Below are 16,739 nucleotides of genomic sequence, written 5' to 3'. Positions count from 1 at the left end.
CCCGAGCTGGGCGGCGCGGAAGCGCTCCCGGGCGATCGCCGTGCGCTCCGGCAGCGTGGCGAGCGCGAACAGGCTGGCCACGATCCGGCGCTCGATCTCGAGCGTGCCGCTCGTGACGAGGCGCGCGAGCCCGACCCTCGGGTTCGGCGGCAGGCTCGCCTGGACGAAGTCCGCCTCGGCGACGCCGAGCCCGGCATACGCGGCCTGCAGGCCGCGATTGGAGAGCAGGGCCACCTGCACGGCGGCGTCCGGGCCGAGCGGCCGTGCCAGCAGGGCGTCGGCGCGCGCCTCCGCGGAGGCGACCTCGTCGGGCGCGACGACGCGCTCGACATCGGCCGCGAGCTCGGTGCGGACGATCTCCTGGACGGCGCTCATGCCGCCGTCGGGCGACAGGGTCTGGCAGCCGGCGAGCAGGGTCGCGCCGGCGAGAACGAGGGCTTTGCGGATCACGGCATCACCTCCCGGGGGGCCACGCGGCGGTTCACCGCGCCCCAGTCGAGGGGCTGAACCGGGCGGAAGGAGACGGTGCCGGCATCGACGGCGGTGTAGCCGGCGATTGCGGTGGGTGCGGCCGGGTCGGCGGCGCGCACGAGATGCGCAGGCGGGTTCGTGGCGCAGGCCGTCAGGCCGAGCGCCGCCGCCGTCGCGAGGACGGGCTTGAGCATGGAATTCTGGTGTCCGTATCGGAGCGATGGCGCCGTCTCGACGGGCGCGCATCGGCGACGAGGGAATCGGGTGGACAGCGGGCCGGACGGCCCATCGGCGTGTGCGCCGGGGTCAGGCCCTCGGCGGGCGCTCGATCCGGGCGGACAGGCCGTCGTCCACGAGCGCGTCCGCGCCCCAGGCACCGGAGACCAGCACCGCGAGCGGCACGCGGTGCGGGTGGACGCCGCGCACCGAGATGAAGGGATGGCACATCGCCATCTCGCACAGACCGACCTGGCCGGCCGATTCGGAGGCGCCACCGCAAGGATTGGGGATCACGGCGTCGTGGTGCACGGCGCGGTGCTCGCCCGGAGCGTTCAGCGAGCCCGATTCGCACGATCCCGCGCCCGAGGAGGCAGCGAGGTCCGCATGCGCCCCGCCACCACTCGCATGCGCATCGCCGTAGGCGGCGAGCAGCGGAGCCGCCGCGACCGACAAGGCGATGAGGAGAGCGAGGAGGACGGTGACGCGGCGCAAGAAAAGACTCCTAATCCCTCCCTGAGCAATTACCCGATCCCGGCGCAGTCGGGCAAGTGGCGGTTCTGCCACAGCCTTCCGGAAACCGGTGGCCGTATCGCGCCCGGTGCGAGCCGCGCACGCCGCGCCCGGAGGGCGGAGCGGCGGCCCCGCTCTAGACGGCCGGCTCGAAGCGGCCGATCGGCCGAAGGGCGGCCTTCTTGCCGCCGCCCTCCCCGCCATGGCGCTCCCCGCGTCGCGCAACCGCGCCGGAGCGCTTCGTCGGCGTCGCCCGGACCGGGGCCGCGGCTTCCAAGTCGTGCAGGATCGGGCAATCGGGCCGGTGGTCGCCGTGGCAATGCGCCGCCAGGGTCTCCAGGGTGGCGGCCATCTCCTCGAGCTCCCGGATCTTGCGGCGCAGGTCGTCCACCTGCGCCGTCGCGAGCCGCTTCACGTCGCCGCTCCGACGCGAACGGTCGCGCCAGAGACCCACCAGGTCGCCGATGCCCTCGACGCTGAAGCCGAGGTCGCGCGCGCGGCGGATGAAGCGCAGCATGTGGACGTCGCGCTCGCTGTAGACGCGGTACCCCGCCTCCGTGCGCGTCACCGCCGGGATCAGGCCTATCGACTCGTAGTACCGGATCATCTTCGCCGACACGCCCGAGGCGCTCGCGGCTTCGCCGATGTTCATGCCGTCCTCCTGTCGTCGTGCCGCAGCCCGGGGCGGCCGGCGCGGCCGCTCCGGGTGGCGAGGACGACCGCTGCCGCGGCCGTCCTGCGTCCCTCACTCCCCGGGCGCGAGGCGCGCACCGGCCAGTCCGGCGGGCTGCCTCGGCTCGCGCATCGGCGGCGCCCACCGCCGCAGTCGCAGCGCATTCCCGAGCACGAACACCGAGGACAACGCCATCGCGCCGGCGGCGAGGATCGGCGAGAGCAGGATGCCGAAGCTCGGCCAGAGGACCCCGGCGGCGACGGGGATCAGGGCGGTGTTGTAGGCGAAGGCCCAGAACAGGTTCTGCTGGATGTTCGTCAGCGTCGCCTTCGACAGCGCGATGGCGTTGGGGACGCCCTTCAGCGACCCGGACATCAGCACCACGTCGGCCGCCTCGATGGCGACGTCCGTCCCGGTCCCGATGGCGAGCCCGACATCGGCCTCGGCGAGAGCGGGAGCATCGTTGATGCCGTCGCCGACGAAGGCGAGGCGGCCGTGCTCGGCCTTCAGCTTCTTGACGGCATCCACCTTGCCCTGCGGCAGGACCTCCGCGACGACATCGTCGATGCCGAGCCGCCGCGCGATGGCCTCGGCGGTCCGGCGGTTGTCGCCGGTGATCATCGCGACCTTCAGCCCGAGATCGTGCAGGGCGCGGATGGCCGCCGGCGTCGTCTCCTTGATCGGGTCCGCGACGGCGACCACGGCGGCGAGGCGACCGTCGATGGCGGCGTAGAGCGGCGACTTGCTCTCGTCGGCGAGCCGAGCCGATGTCGCGGCGAAGCGCCCGACGTCGTGGCCGAGGCTCGTCATGTACCGATCGGCGCCGATCTCGATCCGCACGCCGCCCGAGAGAGCGGAGACGCCCATCCCGGTGACGCTGTCGAAGTCCGAGACCTCTGGCAGGACCAGCTTCTCCTGCTCGGCCGCCGCCACGATGGCACGCGCGATCGGGTGCTCGGACTTCGCCTCGACGCCGGCGATCCGGGCCAGCACGTCGGCACGGTCGAAGCCGTCGGCGACCTCGAGGTCCGTCATGCGCGGCTCGCCCTCCGTGAGCGTCCCCGTCTTGTCGAGCGCGACGACGCGGGCTTCCTTCAGGAGCTGGAGCGCCTCGCCCTTGCGGAAGAGGACCCCCATCTCGGCGCCGCGACCCGTGCCCACCATGATCGAGGTCGGCGTGGCGAGCCCCATGGCGCAGGGGCACGCGATGATCAGCACCGCGACCGCGTTGACGAGGCCGAACGTCATCGCCGGCTCGGGCCCGAAGAAGAACCACACCGCGAAGGTCGCCGCCGCGAGCGTCATGACCGCAGGCACGAAGTACATGGTGACCTTGTCGACGAGCGCCTGGATCGGCAGCTTCGAGCCCTGGGCTTCCTCGACCATCCGGATGATCTGCGCCAGCATGGTGTCCGCGCCGACCGCGGTCGCCCGGAAGGTGAGCGATCCCGTCTGGTTGATCGTGCCGCCCACCACGGTCGCACCGGCCTCCTTCGCCACCGGGATCGGCTCCCCGGTGATCATCGATTCGTCCACGTAGCTCCTGCCGTCGACGACCGCGCCGTCCACCGGCACACGCTCTCCCGGGCGGACCTCGACGATGTCCCCGGGTGCGACGTCCGCAACCGCGATCTCGTGGACGGCGCCGTCCCGGCGTACCCTTGCCGTCTTGGCCTGGAGCCCGGCGAGCCGCTTGATCGCCTCGGAGGTTCGTCCCTTGGCGCGCGCTTCCAGCCAACGGCCGACGAGGATCAGCGTCGCGATCACCGCCGCGGCCTCGAAGTAGACGTTCACGGTCGCCGAAGGCAGCAGGCCGGGCGCGAAGGTGGCCACCACCGAGAAGAGGTAGGCCGCCGCCGTCCCGACGGCCACGAGGCTGTTCATGTCGGGCGCCCCCTTGGCGAGCGCCGGAAAGCCCTTGACGTAGAAGCGCAACCCGGGTCCGAGGAGGACCACCGTGGTGAGGGCGAACTGCGTGTACCAGTTGCCCTTCATGCCGATCGTCGCCATGACGAGGTCGTGGATCGCCGGGACGAGATGGCTGCCCATCTCGAGGACGACCACGGGCAGGGTCAGGAGGCCGGCGATCAGCACGTCCCGAGCCAGCGCACGCGACTCGCGCTCCCGCTTCTCGGCGGCGGCGTCGTCGTTCGCGATGCCGGCTCCGTAGACCTTCGCGGCGTAGCCCGCAGCCTCGACAGCCGCGATCAGCGCCGACACGTCGGCGGTTCCCTTGACGCTGGCTCGCTCGGTCGCGAGGTTCACGCTGGCTTTGGTCACACCCGACACGGACCGGAGGGCACGCTCGACACGCCCGACGCAGGAGGCGCAGGTCATGCCTTCGATCGCGATCTCCGTCGAGGTCGCGGGCACGTCGTAGCCGACGTCCTCGATCGCCCGAACCAGGGCGGCGCGGTCCACCGGCTCGGCGAGCTTGATCTCCGCGCGTTCCGTGGCGAGGTTCACGTTCGCCTCGGCGACGCCCGGCACGGCGCGCAGCGCACGCTCGACGCGCCCGACGCAGGACGCGCAGGTCATTCCCTCGATGCGCAGCGTGACCGGGGATGGTGTTGTCGACGTCATCACTATGGCTCTCCTGCGGGCCGATTCCTTGTCGACCATGACCCTGCTCCTTCCAACAATGGGAAGGTCAAGGCGCTCATGCGCCTTTTTTCGCTGCGAGGCTCATATCCCGTCGCTCACGCCGGCGCGCCTCGCTCTGCGGGCGCCGCGGACGCGACCGGGCGAGCGTCCGGCGTGAAGAAGACGTCGGCGTGGATGTCTCCGATCCCGAGCGAGGCGCGCGCCGCGACCTGCAGCATCGCCTCGACCATCGCCGGCGGGCCCGCGAGATAGGCTTTCCAGCCGGTCAGGTCCCGGTGGTCCGCGGCAACCGCGTCGGCGACGAGGCCGGTGCGATACGCGCGGCTCGACGCTCCCGACAGGACGGGCGTGAACGAGAGGTTCGGGTGGCGTGCGGCCAGGGCCTCGAACCTCCCGATGTCGTAGAGGTCCCGATCGGTGCGAGCCCCAAAATAGACGTGGATGTCCTGGCGCATGCCGAGCGACAACGCCGTCTCCACGATGGATCGGATCGGCGCCAGCCCCGAGCCGCCGGCGACGGCGAGGATCGGGCCCGGATGCCCGATGCGAAGATGAGACGACCCGAAGGGGCCCGTCAGGACCACCTCGTCCCCGACCGCCAGGCGGTCGTGGATCGCCTCGGAGGTCGCGCCGCCCGGCACCCGGCGAACGTGGAACTCCAGTTCCCGGTCTCCCGGCCGGTTCGCCATCGAGTAGTCTCTCGGCGGTGTGCCCGGCACCGCCAGGCGGGCGTACTGGCCCGCCGAGAATGCGAGCGGGGCCCCCGGGATCGAGAGGCGCAGGCCGCGAATGTCGTGCGTGAGCGGATCCGCGGCGGCCACGCGCGCCGACACGGTCCGCACCGGATGGCCGCCACCGGCGTCCTCGTCGCCGAGCCAGACCACGGACACGTCGCCCTCGGGCACCGCCCGGCAGGCCAGGATCAGGCCCGCGGCCTTCTCCTCGGCGGTGAGCGCGAACCGCGAGTGATCCAGCAGCGTCACGCCTGCGCCGGTCACCCGGGCCTTGCAGCTCCCGCAGCGCCCCGAACGGCAGCCGTGCGGGAAAGCGACGCCCGCCTCGAGCGCGGCGTCAAGGATCGTCGTGCCGGCCGGAACGGGGATCGAGCGCCCCTCCTGGAGCAAGTGAAGCTCGTGCATGTGCCAATGTCCTCGAGAGCGTCGGTGAAGCGGCTCCGTCGCGAGAGCGCTTGGGAGAGCGGGATGGGAGGGACGGACGCGGAGGCGCAGGGCGTACGGCGCCGAGACGACGCGACGTCTCCGCCCGCCTCCGGGCAATGGCTGCCTCGGGGCAGCGCCCACTGCGATCGGCTCTGCGCCGTGCGCGGCGCCGCGTCGTGTCGCGGCCGTCCGGCACGTCCGAAGGCCAGAGGAGGCGCGCTAGGCGGGTCGGTGGCGTTCTGGTCCGGGCCGGGACGAGTCCCGATGGAGCGGACGGTTCCGGTATGCGGTCACGAGAGCCTCCTCTTGCGCGTCCATGATCCGCATTCGGGGGTCGGCTATTCCAGCGTTGGAAGGTCAAGCGGAAAGGCGGTCGGCTCGGGCGGGCAGGTGCGCTCGACCTCACGGGCACCTTGACCTTCCAGTCGTTGGAAGAACTAGACGATGCCGGGACGGGGCGACCGCGCCGTCGACCGTGAAAGAGCAGGAGACGAGAGATGGAGTTCCGGGTCGAGAACATGACGTGCGGCGGCTGCGCGAAGAGCGTAACGAAGGCCATCAGGAGCGCCGACCCGCAGGCGGACGTGACGGCCGAGCCCGAGCGGCGCCGGGTCGAGGTTCGCTCGACCCTTCCGCGCTCGGCCTTCGAAGCCGTCCTGAAGGAGGCGGGGTATCCCGCCGCGCCGGCGACCTGACGATGGCGACGGCCGCCGGTTCGCGCGTCGAGCCGGCGGCCCGGCTTCGAGCCGGGCGACGGGATCGCTGAAGCGTGACCGCCCCCCGGCCTACCGACAGACCTGCCCGAGGAACGTCCGTGCTCGATCGGATGCCGGGTCGGAGAAGAAGCGGTCGGCGGGCGCGCACTCGACGATGCGGCCGTCGCTGAGGAAGACGACCTCGTGGCAGACGCGGCGGGCGAAGCCCATCTCGTGGGTCACGACCACCATCGTGCGCCCGTGTTCGGCGAGCTGCGTCATGACGTCCAGGACCTCGCCCACCGATTCCGGGTCGAGCGCCGAGGTCGGCTCGTCGAACAGAAGCACCTGGGGCTCCATCGCCAGCGCCCGCGCGATGGCGACGCGCTGCTTCTGCCCTCCCGACAGCTGCGCGGGGAACATGCGCGCCAGCTCGGCCATGCCGACCTCCGCCAGCAGGCGGTGCGCCCGGTCCTCGGCCTCGGCGCGGGGGAGCCTCAGGTTGATCCGGGGCGGCAGCGAGACGTTCGCGAGGACGTCGAGGTGCGGGAACAGGTGGAAGCTCTGAAACACCATCCCGACCCGTCGACGCAGGGCGACGAGGTCGCCGGGGCGGCTGCGCACGCGGGTCCCCGCGATGCGCACCTCGCCTTCCTGCCACGTCTCGAGCCCGTTCAAGCATCGCAGAAGCGTCGACTTCCCGGAGCCGGAGGGACCGCAGAGGACGGTGCTGCACCCCCGCGGCACGCGCAGCGAGACATCGTCCAACGCCAGGAAGGTGCCGAACCACTTCGAGAGGCTCGCCACCTCGACCGCGACGTCCGTCATGCCGATCTCCCTCGCTCGCGTCCGCGCCCGATGTCGCGCTCGATGCGCGCGCTCACCCGCGAGAGCAGGAAGCAGAAGGCCCAGTAGACGAGCCCGACGAAGACGTAGCCCTCGGTGGCGAGACCCAGCCAACGCGGGTCCGCGACGGCGGCGCTGACGATGCTCAAGAAGTCGAACAGGCCCACGACGAGGACGTAGGTCGTATCCTTGAACAGCGCGACGACCGTATTGAGGATGCCCGGAACGACGGCCATGAGCGCCTGTGGGACGACGACGTACCGCTGCGCGGACCAATAGGTGAAGCCCAGCGCCGAGGCCGCTTCGCCCTGGCCCGCACCGAGGCTTTGCAGGCCGCCGCGGAAGACCTCCGCCAGGTACGACGAGGTGTAGAGCGTGATGCCGACGAGCGCGAGCACGAGGCGGGGCAGCTCGGTGCCGGGAGGCAGGGCCAGCGGGACCATGACGACGGCGATGAAGAGGACGGCGATCAGCGGCAGGCCGCGCCAGATCTCGATGAAACCCGTTCCCAGCAGACGCAGGGCCGGCAGCGACGAACGCCGGGCGAGCGCCAGGCCGAGCCCGATCGGGAAGGCGGCCACGAAGGCGACCGTCCCGACGAAGACCGTCATCGTCATGCCGCCCCATTGCGAGGTGGGAACGCGGGGAAGCCCGAGCAGGCCCCCCAGCAGGAGGAGGCCGGCGACCGGAGGATAGAATGCCAGAGCGGCGGCAACGACCGCCGCCCGGCGCCGAAACCCCGGCCCGAGGGCGATCGCCAGGGACACCAGCGGCCACGCGAGGGCGACCGCCGCGCGCCAGCGCTCCTCCGGAGGATAGAAGCCGAACGCGAACTGCGGCAGGCGATTGACGACGAAAGCCCAGCAGGCTCCGGCCGGATCGCATCCCGCTCGGTCTTCCGCCACCCAGGTCGCGTCGACGAGCGCCCACCCGACGATGTCGGGGAGCGTGATCCCGGCCGCGACGAGCGCAACGGCCCAGGCGAGCAGGCTCGAGGCGCTCCGGCGGGAGCCGAGTCCCCGCACGAGCCGATGTCCACGACCGACGTCGGGAACGTGCGTCTTCATCCTCACCGTTCCTTCAGCTTGGATCGCGCATTCCATGCCGCGGACACGGATGCGACGGCCAGGCACAGCGTCAGGTAGACGCCCGCCGTCATGGCCACGATTTCCACTGCGCGACCGGTCTGGTTGAGCGCCGTTCCGAGGAACACGGCGACCAGGTCGGGGAAGCCGACGACCGTCGCCAAGGACGACGCCTTGATCAGGTGGACGTATTGGTTGGTCAGCGGCGGCACGATGAGGCGCATCGCCTGGGGCAGGACGATGCGGCGCCGGATGAAGCTCGGGCGCAGGCCCAGGGCCATCGCGGCCTCGACCTGGCCGCGGTCGACGCTCTGGAGGCCGGCGCGAACCAGCTCGGCGATGAACGAGGCATTGTACAGGGTGAGCGCCAGCAGCAGCGCCGCGAGCTCCGGCATGAGCTTCGCGCCGCCCGTGAAGTCGAAGCCGCGGAGCGCCGGGCGCTCCCAGTCGACGAAGGCGACGGTCGAGACCAGCAGCGCCGAGCCGATGGCGGCAGCGGCAAGTGCGGCTCCGACGTCCTTCGAGGACAGGATCGGCGTCCGCGGGCGGAGCAGCCAGGCACCGACGACGAAGCCGGTTCCGAGAACGACCGCCACGCCGGCCGCGAGCGCGTGGTCGTCTCGGGGCCAGGGAAAATAGATGCCCCGATTGCTGAGGTAGACCGTATCGGCGAACGAGACGGCCTCGCGAACCACCGGCAGGGATCGCAGGACGACAGCCTGGATGAAGATCAGGACGAGCAGGAGCGGCAGGTTCCTGAGCAGCTCCACGAACAGCGCCGCCGCCCCGCGCACCGGAGCGACGGTCGAGGTTCGAGCGAAGCCGACGACGAAGCCGAGGGCGGTGGCGCTCACGAGCGCGAGGGCGGCGATGAAGATCGTGTTCGAGAGGCCCGCCAAGAAAACCCGGCCGTAGGTCGAGGATTCGCTCACCTCGATCAGGCTGAAGCTCATGGCGAAACCGGCCTCCTCGCGCAGGAAGCCGAAGCCGCCCGCCATGCCGCTCGCCTCCAGGTTCCTGGCGACGTTGCCGGCGAGATAGGCGAGGCCCGCCGCGACGAGGGCGAGCACCAAGGCCTGCTGCCCGAGCGAGCGCCAGGGCAACCGCCGCCGGGGCGGCCTGCGCGGCGTCGGCGCAGCAGCGGGTGCCGCGCCGATGGATGCGCACGTCGGCATGACGGGACGCGTCACCGGACCGGCGGGGCGTACAGGAGACCGCCCTCCGACCAGAGGCGATTGACTCCGCGGGCGATGCCGGCGTCGCTCTGCGATCCGAGCGTGCGCTCGAACAGCTCACCGTAGTTCCCGGTCGCCTGGATGACCTTGACGGCCCAGTCGTTCGGCAATCCGAGCTTCGCCCCGAACTCGCCTTCGGCACCGAGGAACCGCCGCATCTCGGGCCGTTGCGTCGTCGCTGCCGCCTGCGCGACGCCGTCCTTGGTCAACCCGAACTCCTCGGCGATGACGAGCGCGTAGAGGGTCCACTCGACGACGTCCTCGAACTGCGGATCGTCCTGACGGACCACGGGCCCGAGCGGCTCCTTCGAGATGACGTCCGGGAGAATGGTGTAGGCCGCGGGGTCCGAAAGCCCCAGCCGATAGGAGGCGAGGCCGCCGACCTCGTTGGTGTAGGCGTCGCAGCGGCCCGCTTCGAGATTGGCGATCGACTGGTCGGGCGAACCGACCGTGATCGGCGTGTAGCTCATGCCCTTGGTGCGGAAATAGTCCGCGAGGTTGAGCTCGGTCGTCGTGCCCGAGGTGACGCAGATCGAGGCGCCGTCCAGCTGCTCCGCGGACGTGACGCCGCTCGCCTTGCTCACGAGAAAGCCCTGCCCGTCGTACAGGTAGACACCCGCCCACTCGAAGCCGAGTTCGGCATCGCGCGAGAGGGTCCAGGTCGCAGAGCGCGCGAGCATGTCGACGCTCCCCGATTGCAGCGACGCGAACGCGTTCTTGAACTCCAGCGGGACGAACTCGACCGCGGTCGCGTCGCCGAGAATGGCGGCGGCGACGGCGCGGCAGAAATCGGCTTCGAATCCCGTCCAGTTGCCGGAATCGTCGAGGGTGCTCTTCCCGATGGAAGTGCCGGTGCTGACACCGCAGTTCAGCACCCCACGAGCCTTCACGGCGTCGAGAGTCGGGCCGGCCTGCGCCGCCACCGGCAGCAGGGCCGCCGTGCCGGCGATCAGTCGAAACAGCACGTTCGTTTTCATGTCGTCACCCCTCCGTGCGCCATGAAGCATCACCCCGGCGCGGCGCTTCGCCGGAGCGCTGGCGGTCAGCCCGCCCGAGCGATTGCGCACGTGTACCGAGCAAGGCCCCGTTCCAGGTCGGCGCGGAGGTCCGCCTCGGCTTCCAGCCCGATGCAGATGCGCACGAGCGGTCCGGTTTCCGCCCAGTCGGGCGTGCCTCGCAGGGCCTTCATCTCCGCGGGCGCGAAGAGGCTGTGCAGGCCGCCCCAGCTGGCACCGATGCGGAAGATCTCGCAGTTCTCGAGAAACGCCGGCAGGTTCGCGTCCAGCGAGCGATCGAGCACCACCGAGAATACCGCGCCGGCTCCCGTGAAGTCGCGCGACCAGAGCGCGTGGCCGCGGTCGCCCGGAAGCGCCGGGTGCAGAACGCGCGTCACGCCGGGTCGGGAGCGCAGCCAGTCGGCGATGGCGAGCGCCGTCCCGGCTTGCCGTTCCAGTCGTACGGCCAGCGTTCCGAGCCCGCGCAGGGTCAGCACGCAGTCCTCGGGAGAGACCCCGTAGCCGAGCGCTTTGGAGCGGTCCTTCAGGGCTCGGTAGCGCGCCTCGTCGGGCACCGCCACCGATCCCATGAGGACGTCGGAATGGCCGCTGACGTATTTCGAGAGCGCCTGGACCGCGTAGTCGACACCGTGGTCGAGGGACCTCAGGCCGAGCGGCGAGGCCCAGGTGCCGTCGACCGCCACCGCAACTCCCGCCCGTTGCGCGGCGGCGACGATGGCGGGAATATCCTGCATCTCCATGCCGAAGCTGCCGGGCGCTTCGATCCAGACCAGCTTCGTGCGGTCGGTGAAAAGCCGTCCGACGTCGGCATCGGGAGCGTAGTGACGCACCGACATGCCCATGGCGCGAAGCAGGCCCTGCCCGGCCTCTCGTGCGGGGCCGTAGGCGCTCTCGGGGATCAAGACCTCGTCGCCTGCGGACAGGACCGTCATGTTGACCAGCGTGATCGCCGCCATGCCGGACGGTGTCAGCAATGCACGCGCCCCGCCTTCGAGTGTCGCCATCGCCTTTTCCAAGGCCCGGCTGGCCGGGTGCCCGTAGAGGCCGTACGAGTACCCGTCGTAGAAGCCGGCGTGCCGCTCGTTGAAAGCCGCGACGGTGTCGAACAGCAACGTCGACCCGCGATGGGGAGGCACGGACAGGGAGCGGAACGGGAGGTCGTCGCCCCAATCCTTCAACAAGACGGTTTCGCGGTTCATGTGCGCCTCGGACGTTGCCGAGTAATGAGCGCATGCGGCTTCCATAGCCGCAAATACAAAAACATCCGCAGGCTATCCAAAAACCTGATAGGGTGCGGGCATGAATTTTCGTCAGATCGAGGCCTTCCGGGCCGTCATGCTCTGCGGGACCGCGAGCCGGGCGGCGGAGATGCTCCGCATCTCGCAACCAGCGGTCAGCCGCCACCTGGCCGAGCTCGAGGGCAGCACGAGGCTGACGCTCTTCCTGCGCGAGCATGGACGGCTCAAGCCCACCGCGGAGGCGCATGCGCTGCTCGAGGAGGTTCAACGCTCGTTCGTCGGCCTCGAGCGCCTCCGGTTCGCGGCCGAGAACATCCGCAGCTTCCGAGGTGCGCGCCTGAGAATCATCAGCCTCCCGGCCCTCGGGCACGCGTTCCTGCCCAGGGTCGTCGGCCGGTTCGCGACCGAGTTCCCCGACGTCCCGATCCTGCTGCAGATCCGCAGCTCGGAATACGTCAGGGAGGAGGTCGCCGCCGGCAATTTCGACCTCGGCTTCGCCGCCGACGAGATCAGCAAGGCGGGGCTGGACGTGCGGCCGTTCGCGAACGCACCGGCCGTCTGCATCATGCCCAAGGATCACCGCCTGGCCGGCGAGGACGTGATCGGCCCGGGCATGCTCGCCGACGAACGCTTCGTCACCCTCGCGAGCGAGGACGCCGCGAGAGCGAGGTTCGACGCGATCTTCGCGCGAGAGGGTGCGAAACCCCGCGTCGTCTGCGAAACGCAGTACTCGCTGACGATCAGCAGCCTGGTCCGGCACGGGGTGGGCCTCGCCCTGGTCAACCCCTTCTCGTTGGACGGCCTGGACCTGACCGATGTCGCCGTCAGGCCGTTCAGGCCCGCCGTGCACTTCAAGTCGTTGCTGGTGCGGCCACCGGAAGCGCCGACCTCGCGGATCGTCGAGGTCTTTCTCGAGGCGGCGGAGCGCACCCGGGACGACATGGCCGCGCGCGGCTATCTCGCGCAGTGACGCGCGACGGACCGCGCGAAGGGGCCGGCGCGACGACACGCCGGCTCGCCCGCCCATCGTGCACGCTCGACCGCGACCACGGCGCCTCAGCCCAGAAGGGCGCCCGGGACACCGATGCCGAGCGCGGCGTCGGTCTTCTTCATCGACGGACCCGCCGTCTCCGACAGGCCGGTCAGGGCGCGGATCGCGTCGATGGTCTCGGGGATCACGATGGCCTGGTTGTCGACCATGTAGGCGTAGAAGAGCTCGTCACCCTCGACCGTCAGCATGTCGGACCACAACGCGACCTCGTAGAGGTTGTCGTGCGGCCGGCCGAGATCGGCCATCATCTCCTTGACCGCGTTGATCGCACCGAGCCCGTCCCGCATGCGCACGAGCGCGATGCGCGAGGAGGCCGCGAAGGCGGTGAGGACATCCTCCTTGCGCGTCGGGCGCTCCAGCCGAACCGACCAGTAGTGCAGGTGCGCCAGCGTCTCGGGCACCTTGACCGCCATCGTGATCACGTCCAGCTCGGGGTCCACGCTCTGCGCGTCCGGCCCCTGGTGGCTGGGGATCTCCGCTTCCGGCACGAGCGTGTTCATGATGCCGCCCAGATGGCTTTCCCACGGATCGGTGGCGCGGCGCAGCAGCGTGCCGCGCGCCCGGCCCGCCAGGCCGGCCTTCTTCAGCGCGGTCAGCGTGCGCACGATCGAGGTCGTGTTACAGGAGACGACCCGTGTGCAGTCGCGCCCCAATGCGCCGTCGAAGCTCGCTTCGGCGACGAAGGAATGCCCCGTCACCTCGTGCTTCTCGCCGCCCTGGACGATGAACCGCTTGCCGAGGCGCCGATAGGTCTCGACGTTGCGCGTGGCGACGCCCTTCGGCGTGCAGTCGACGACGACGTCCGAGGCCGCCAGAAGATCGTCGAGCGTGCCGGCGACGGCCAGCCCCGATGCGCCGATCCGCTCGGCGTGCTCGGCGGAGGCGCCGAAATAGGCCAGTCCCCTGTGCCCGATCATCCGTGCACGCCAGTCCGTCGCGATGTCTGCCACGCCGGCCACGACCATGTCGTCCTGGGCGGCGACCGCATCGGCCACGCGCTTGCCGATGACGCCGTAACCGTTGATCGCCACGCGGATTGCCCGCCTGCTCGCACTCATGGTTTTTCCTCGTGTTCTGGATTGATGGGGTCCGGACCGCCGTCGGCCGCAGCCCCGGACCGCTGCTTCCGGCGGGCGCGCTCGGCCGCCTCGCAGCTGCAGTCGAGGAAGCCGTGGACCGGGCAGGTCAGGCACATCTCCTGCAGCCGTCGCTTGAGCGCCTGCCGGCCGCGGTGGAGCCGGACCGCCAGGTTGTTGAGGGTCAGGCCGAGGTCGGCGGCGACGCGCTCGCGCCGTTCCTCCAACAGGTCGATCCGCCAGATCACCTCGGCATAGTCGCCCTTGAGCGTCGGCAGCAGCGTGTAGAGGCAATTGCAGATCGCCTCCTCGATCTCCGCGTCAGCCTCCACGGGGATGTCGGCGAGGTCGTGCGGATCGGCGCTCGTCTCGCGCCCGCGCCGGCGCGCGGCGCGCCGCTGGTGGTCGGCGATGCTCGTCGCCAGGATGCGGCTCAGCCACCCGCGCACGGACGCGACGTCTTCGAGCTGGTGCGAGCGCTCGACGGCGCGCAGCATGAACGCCTGAAGCACCTCTTCGGCATCCTCGGCGCTGCCCAGCCGGCGGCGCAGGAAGCTCGAGATCTGCCCATGGCTGTCCTCGAGCGCGCGTCGCACCGCCGTGCCCGGCGGCTTCTCCGCCGCATCGTCCCCGTCGTCCGCCACATCGGACGGACGCACGTTCGTGCCTGCCATGGTCCACCTCCACGGCAAGAGACGCCGAGAGCGGACGGTCGTTACAGGGAGAGCGCCGCGCCGACGGCCGCTCGCGACCCGGAAGTCCCGGCCCGGGCCCGATGCCGAGGTCGGCCGGCGCGACCGCCGGGGATCGCGTGGGGCGACGCCCCGGGATCGCCGAAATGCACGGGCTCCGATCGTAAGGCGGCCCGCGGCCCGACGTCCTTGACCGGTGAAGCGCTCGGGCGGATCGGAAGCTGCGTCGCACGACGAGACGGCGGCTCGGGCGGACACCATCCTTTTCGAAGGCCATTGCCGCCATGCGCGTGCTTTTCGTCACGTCGGAGCTTCACCCGCTGATCAAGACCGGCGGGCTGGCCGATGTCTCGGCAGCCCTGCCGGCGGCTCTCGCGCACGCCGGAACCGATGTCCGCATCCTCATGCCGGGCTACGCGTCCCTGATGGAGAGGGTCGGGCACGAGGGCCCGAGCCTCGCGCTGTTCGAGCATCCGGCTCTCGGTGGGGTTCGCCTCGCGACGGCCAGCGTTCCCGGATCGGGACTTCCTCTGTGGCTGGTCGATTGCCCGGCGCTCTATGGTCGCGAGGGCGGCCCCTATCGGCGACCGGACGGGGTCGAATGGTCGGACAACGACCTGCGGTTCGGCCTCCTCGGTCTCGTCGCGGCCCGGCTCGCCCGGGGCACGCATGCCGGCTGGCGCCCCGATATCCTCCACGTCAACGATTGGCACGCAGGCCTCGCGCCGTTCCTGCTCGCGCGCCGGCCCGACCCGCGCCCGGCCACCATCATGACGATCCACAACCTGGCCTTCCACGGGCTTTGCTCGCGCGAACGCCTGGCGAGGCTGGGCATCGATCCGGCGGCGCTGCGCGGCGAGGCCGTGGAGCACGGGGGCCTCGTCTCGCTTCTGAAAGCCGGCCTCTCCCATGCCGACCGCGTCACCACCGTGAGCCGGACCTATGCGCGCGAGATCCAGTCGGAGGAGCACGGCTGCGGGCTCGATCCGCTGCTGAGCCGACGCGCGGAGCACCTGATCGGGATCCCCAACGGGGCCGACTACCGGATCTGGAATCCGTCGACGGACCATGCCCTGCCGCGGCGCTACGACAAGGCCGGGCTCCTCGGCAAGCGGATCTGCAAGCAGGCGCTCCAGCACAAGATGGGCCTCGAGGTCGAGGCCGACACGCCGATCATCGCCTTCATGAGCCGGCTGACCGAACAGAAGATGGCCGACCTCGTCGCCGAGGCGGTTCCGCAGATCGTGGCGGCCGGAGCTCAGTTCGCCCTGTGTGCCGAGGGCGATGCCGATCTGCAGACGCGATTTCGGGCGCTGGCGGAGCGGTACGGCGGCCGTGTCGCGGTCGAGATCGGCTACCACGAAGCCGACGCCCGGCGCCTCCTGGCGGGAGCCGACATGGTGCTGCATCCATCCCGCTTCGAGCCGTTCGGTTTGGTCCCCATCTACGCGATGCGCTACGGCACGCCGCCGATCGTGCGCCGGACGGGAGGCATGGCCGACACGGTCGTCGACCACGACGGCGACCCCGCCGCCTCGACCGGCTTCTCGTTCCCGGGCCGGCAGCTGGAGGACCTCCTCGCCTGTGTCCGACGGGCACTGGGCCTCTATCGGCAGCCGCTGGCCTGGCGCCGGCTGCAGGAGCGGGCGATGGCGCAGGATTTCTGCTGGGCGCGGCCCGCGGCGGCGTATCGCGCCGTCTACGACGAGCTCGCCGCGCACCGTCGCCGCCCGTGCGACGCGACGCCTTCGGGCACGCGCGCCGAGCCGCGAGCCGGCGGCCGCATGGCCGGAACCGGCCCGATCGACCACCACGAGCGCATTCGCGACCATGCGAAGGAGGATGCGATGACGGAAGACCGAGACAGCAGAATTCGCCGGCGGGCCTACGACCTCTGGGAAGAGGAAGGCAGGCCGGACGGTCGAGCGGACGAGCATTGGGCCTGGGCCGAAGCGCAGCTGATGGCCGAAGCGGACCCGACCCAGACGACGGCCGAACGGCGCGAGGCGGAGCCGGCCGCGAGCGACGACGCGGCGCCCTCAGGAGCAGAGCGGCCGGACGAGGCCGTCGGCCAGCGCGGTTTCGGCCGGTAGCGCGGCCGCGCACCCGATCCGACGGGGGCGACGGCCGAGCGATCCGATCGCGCGAGGCAGAGGCGCCTCGCATGG

15 protein-coding genes and 1 pseudogene are annotated in these 16,739 nt (G+C 71.0%); 3 read left to right on the top strand and 13 right to left on the bottom strand.

The genetic code is table 11. The features are described from left to right. The 6 genes and pseudogenes from G407_RS0110020 to G407_RS0109995 form a co-directional block, all read right to left on the bottom strand. A pseudogene (locus tag G407_RS0110020) lies at positions 1–450 on the bottom strand (TolC family protein); the annotation flags it as partial. Then, the gene (locus tag G407_RS26895) at positions 447–665 is read right to left on the bottom strand and encodes a hypothetical protein (RefSeq protein WP_043539402.1); all 219 of its coding nucleotides are present in this window, start codon (positions 663–665) and stop codon (positions 447–449) included. The pseudogene G407_RS0110020 and the gene G407_RS26895, both read right to left, overlap by 4 nt. A gap of 112 nt (positions 666–777) precedes the next feature. Next, positions 778–1,182 (bottom strand): hypothetical protein, encoded by a 405-nt coding sequence (locus G407_RS31700; RefSeq protein WP_029030696.1) that lies wholly within the window; start codon positions 1,180–1,182, stop codon positions 778–780. A 154-nt stretch (positions 1,183–1,336) separates the two neighbouring features. Further along, on the bottom strand, positions 1,337–1,852 hold the full coding sequence (cueR, locus tag G407_RS26890) for a Cu(I)-responsive transcriptional regulator (protein WP_052341183.1): 516 nt from the start codon (positions 1,850–1,852) through the stop codon (positions 1,337–1,339). 93 nt (positions 1,853–1,945) lie between these two features. Next, positions 1,946–4,456 (bottom strand): heavy metal translocating P-type ATPase, encoded by a 2,511-nt coding sequence (locus G407_RS26885; protein WP_052341182.1) that lies wholly within the window; start codon positions 4,454–4,456, stop codon positions 1,946–1,948. A 116-nt stretch (positions 4,457–4,572) separates the two neighbouring features. Beyond that, the gene (locus G407_RS0109995; protein ID WP_052341181.1) at positions 4,573–5,616 is read right to left on the bottom strand and encodes a 2Fe-2S iron-sulfur cluster-binding protein; all 1,044 of its coding nucleotides are present in this window, start codon (positions 5,614–5,616) and stop codon (positions 4,573–4,575) included. 518 nt (positions 5,617–6,134) lie between these two features. Between G407_RS0109995 and G407_RS0109990 the strand changes: the two genes are divergently transcribed. Further along, a complete protein-coding gene (locus G407_RS0109990) occupies positions 6,135–6,332 on the top strand; it encodes a heavy-metal-associated domain-containing protein (protein WP_029030694.1) in 198 nt (65 codons plus the stop codon). A 90-nt stretch (positions 6,333–6,422) separates the two neighbouring features. Here the strand turns inward: G407_RS0109990 and G407_RS0109985 are convergent, their stop codons facing one another. The 5 genes from G407_RS0109985 to G407_RS0109965 all read right to left on the bottom strand — a co-directional run bounded on the left by G407_RS0109985 (position 6,423) and on the right by G407_RS0109965 (position 11,713). After that, complete coding sequence (locus tag G407_RS0109985) at positions 6,423–7,160, bottom strand: amino acid ABC transporter ATP-binding protein (RefSeq protein ID WP_029030693.1); 738 nt, start codon at positions 7,158–7,160, stop codon at positions 6,423–6,425. Continuing rightward, complete coding sequence (locus tag G407_RS0109980) at positions 7,157–8,245, bottom strand: amino acid ABC transporter permease (RefSeq protein ID WP_029030692.1); 1,089 nt, start codon at positions 8,243–8,245, stop codon at positions 7,157–7,159. Before G407_RS0109980 ends, G407_RS0109985 begins: the two co-directional genes overlap by 4 nt. A 2-nt stretch (positions 8,246–8,247) precedes the next feature. Beyond that, positions 8,248–9,333 (bottom strand): ABC transporter permease subunit, encoded by a 1,086-nt coding sequence (locus G407_RS0109975; protein WP_169728775.1) that lies wholly within the window; start codon positions 9,331–9,333, stop codon positions 8,248–8,250. A gap of 116 nt (positions 9,334–9,449) precedes the next feature. After that, positions 9,450–10,475 (bottom strand): amino acid ABC transporter substrate-binding protein, encoded by a 1,026-nt coding sequence (locus tag G407_RS0109970; RefSeq protein WP_052341179.1) that lies wholly within the window; start codon positions 10,473–10,475, stop codon positions 9,450–9,452. Positions 10,476–10,540: 65 nt separating this feature from the next. Next, the gene (locus tag G407_RS0109965) at positions 10,541–11,713 is read right to left on the bottom strand and encodes a trans-sulfuration enzyme family protein (RefSeq protein ID WP_029030689.1); all 1,173 of its coding nucleotides are present in this window, start codon (positions 11,711–11,713) and stop codon (positions 10,541–10,543) included. 100 nt (positions 11,714–11,813) lie between these two features. Between G407_RS0109965 and G407_RS0109960 the strand changes: the two genes are divergently transcribed. Next, positions 11,814–12,722: a LysR substrate-binding domain-containing protein gene (locus G407_RS0109960; protein WP_029030688.1), complete on the top strand. Its 909-nt coding sequence runs from the start codon at positions 11,814–11,816 to the stop codon at positions 12,720–12,722. A gap of 86 nt (positions 12,723–12,808) precedes the next feature. Here the strand turns inward: G407_RS0109960 and G407_RS26880 are convergent, their stop codons facing one another. Continuing rightward, positions 12,809–13,861, bottom strand: coding sequence for a type II glyceraldehyde-3-phosphate dehydrogenase (locus G407_RS26880; protein WP_043539401.1), 1,053 nt, complete (start codon positions 13,859–13,861; stop codon positions 12,809–12,811). Next, on the bottom strand, positions 13,858–14,553 hold the full coding sequence (locus G407_RS26875) for an RNA polymerase sigma factor (RefSeq protein WP_084327430.1): 696 nt from the start codon (positions 14,551–14,553) through the stop codon (positions 13,858–13,860). Before G407_RS26875 ends, G407_RS26880 begins: the two co-directional genes overlap by 4 nt. 302 nt (positions 14,554–14,855) lie before the next feature. Between G407_RS26875 and glgA the strand changes: the two genes are divergently transcribed. Beyond that, complete coding sequence (gene glgA / locus G407_RS26870) at positions 14,856–16,664, top strand: glycogen synthase GlgA (RefSeq protein WP_052341178.1); 1,809 nt, start codon at positions 14,856–14,858, stop codon at positions 16,662–16,664. Positions 16,665–16,739: the final 75 nt, after the last annotated feature.

The organism is Salinarimonas rosea DSM 21201, assembly GCF_000429045.1.
Lineage (GTDB): Bacteria > Pseudomonadota > Alphaproteobacteria > Rhizobiales > Beijerinckiaceae > Salinarimonas > Salinarimonas rosea.
Note: the sequence above shows the minus strand (reverse complement) of the source record. Positions and strands in the feature narration are given on the sequence as shown.

Excerpts from the sequence above, each read along its gene's own strand:
- G407_RS26895 (WP_043539402.1), bottom strand. The coding sequence starts at position 665 with ATGCTCAAGCCCGTCCTCGCGACGGCGGCGGCGCTCGGCCTGACGGCC.
- cueR (WP_052341183.1), bottom strand. The coding sequence starts at position 1,852 with ATGAACATCGGCGAAGCCGCGAGCGCCTCGGGCGTGTCGGCGAAGATG.
- G407_RS26885 (WP_052341182.1), bottom strand. The coding sequence starts at position 4,456 with ATGACGTCGACAACACCATCCCCGGTCACGCTGCGCATCGAGGGAATG.
- G407_RS0109995 (WP_052341181.1), bottom strand. The coding sequence starts at position 5,616 with ATGCACGAGCTTCACTTGCTCCAGGAGGGGCGCTCGATCCCCGTTCCG.
- G407_RS0109990 (WP_029030694.1), top strand. The coding sequence starts at position 6,135 with ATGGAGTTCCGGGTCGAGAACATGACGTGCGGCGGCTGCGCGAAGAGC.
- G407_RS0109985 (WP_029030693.1), bottom strand. The coding sequence starts at position 7,160 with ATGACGGACGTCGCGGTCGAGGTGGCGAGCCTCTCGAAGTGGTTCGGC.
- G407_RS0109980 (WP_029030692.1), bottom strand. The coding sequence starts at position 8,245 with ATGAAGACGCACGTTCCCGACGTCGGTCGTGGACATCGGCTCGTGCGG.
- G407_RS0109970 (WP_052341179.1), bottom strand. The coding sequence starts at position 10,475 with ATGAAAACGAACGTGCTGTTTCGACTGATCGCCGGCACGGCGGCCCTG.
- G407_RS0109965 (WP_029030689.1), bottom strand. The coding sequence starts at position 11,713 with ATGAACCGCGAAACCGTCTTGTTGAAGGATTGGGGCGACGACCTCCCG.
- G407_RS0109960 (WP_029030688.1), top strand. The coding sequence starts at position 11,814 with ATGAATTTTCGTCAGATCGAGGCCTTCCGGGCCGTCATGCTCTGCGGG.
- G407_RS26880 (WP_043539401.1), bottom strand. The coding sequence starts at position 13,861 with ATGAGTGCGAGCAGGCGGGCAATCCGCGTGGCGATCAACGGTTACGGC.
- G407_RS26875 (WP_084327430.1), bottom strand. The coding sequence starts at position 14,553 with ATGGCAGGCACGAACGTGCGTCCGTCCGATGTGGCGGACGACGGGGAC.
- glgA (WP_052341178.1), top strand. The coding sequence starts at position 14,856 with ATGCGCGTGCTTTTCGTCACGTCGGAGCTTCACCCGCTGATCAAGACC.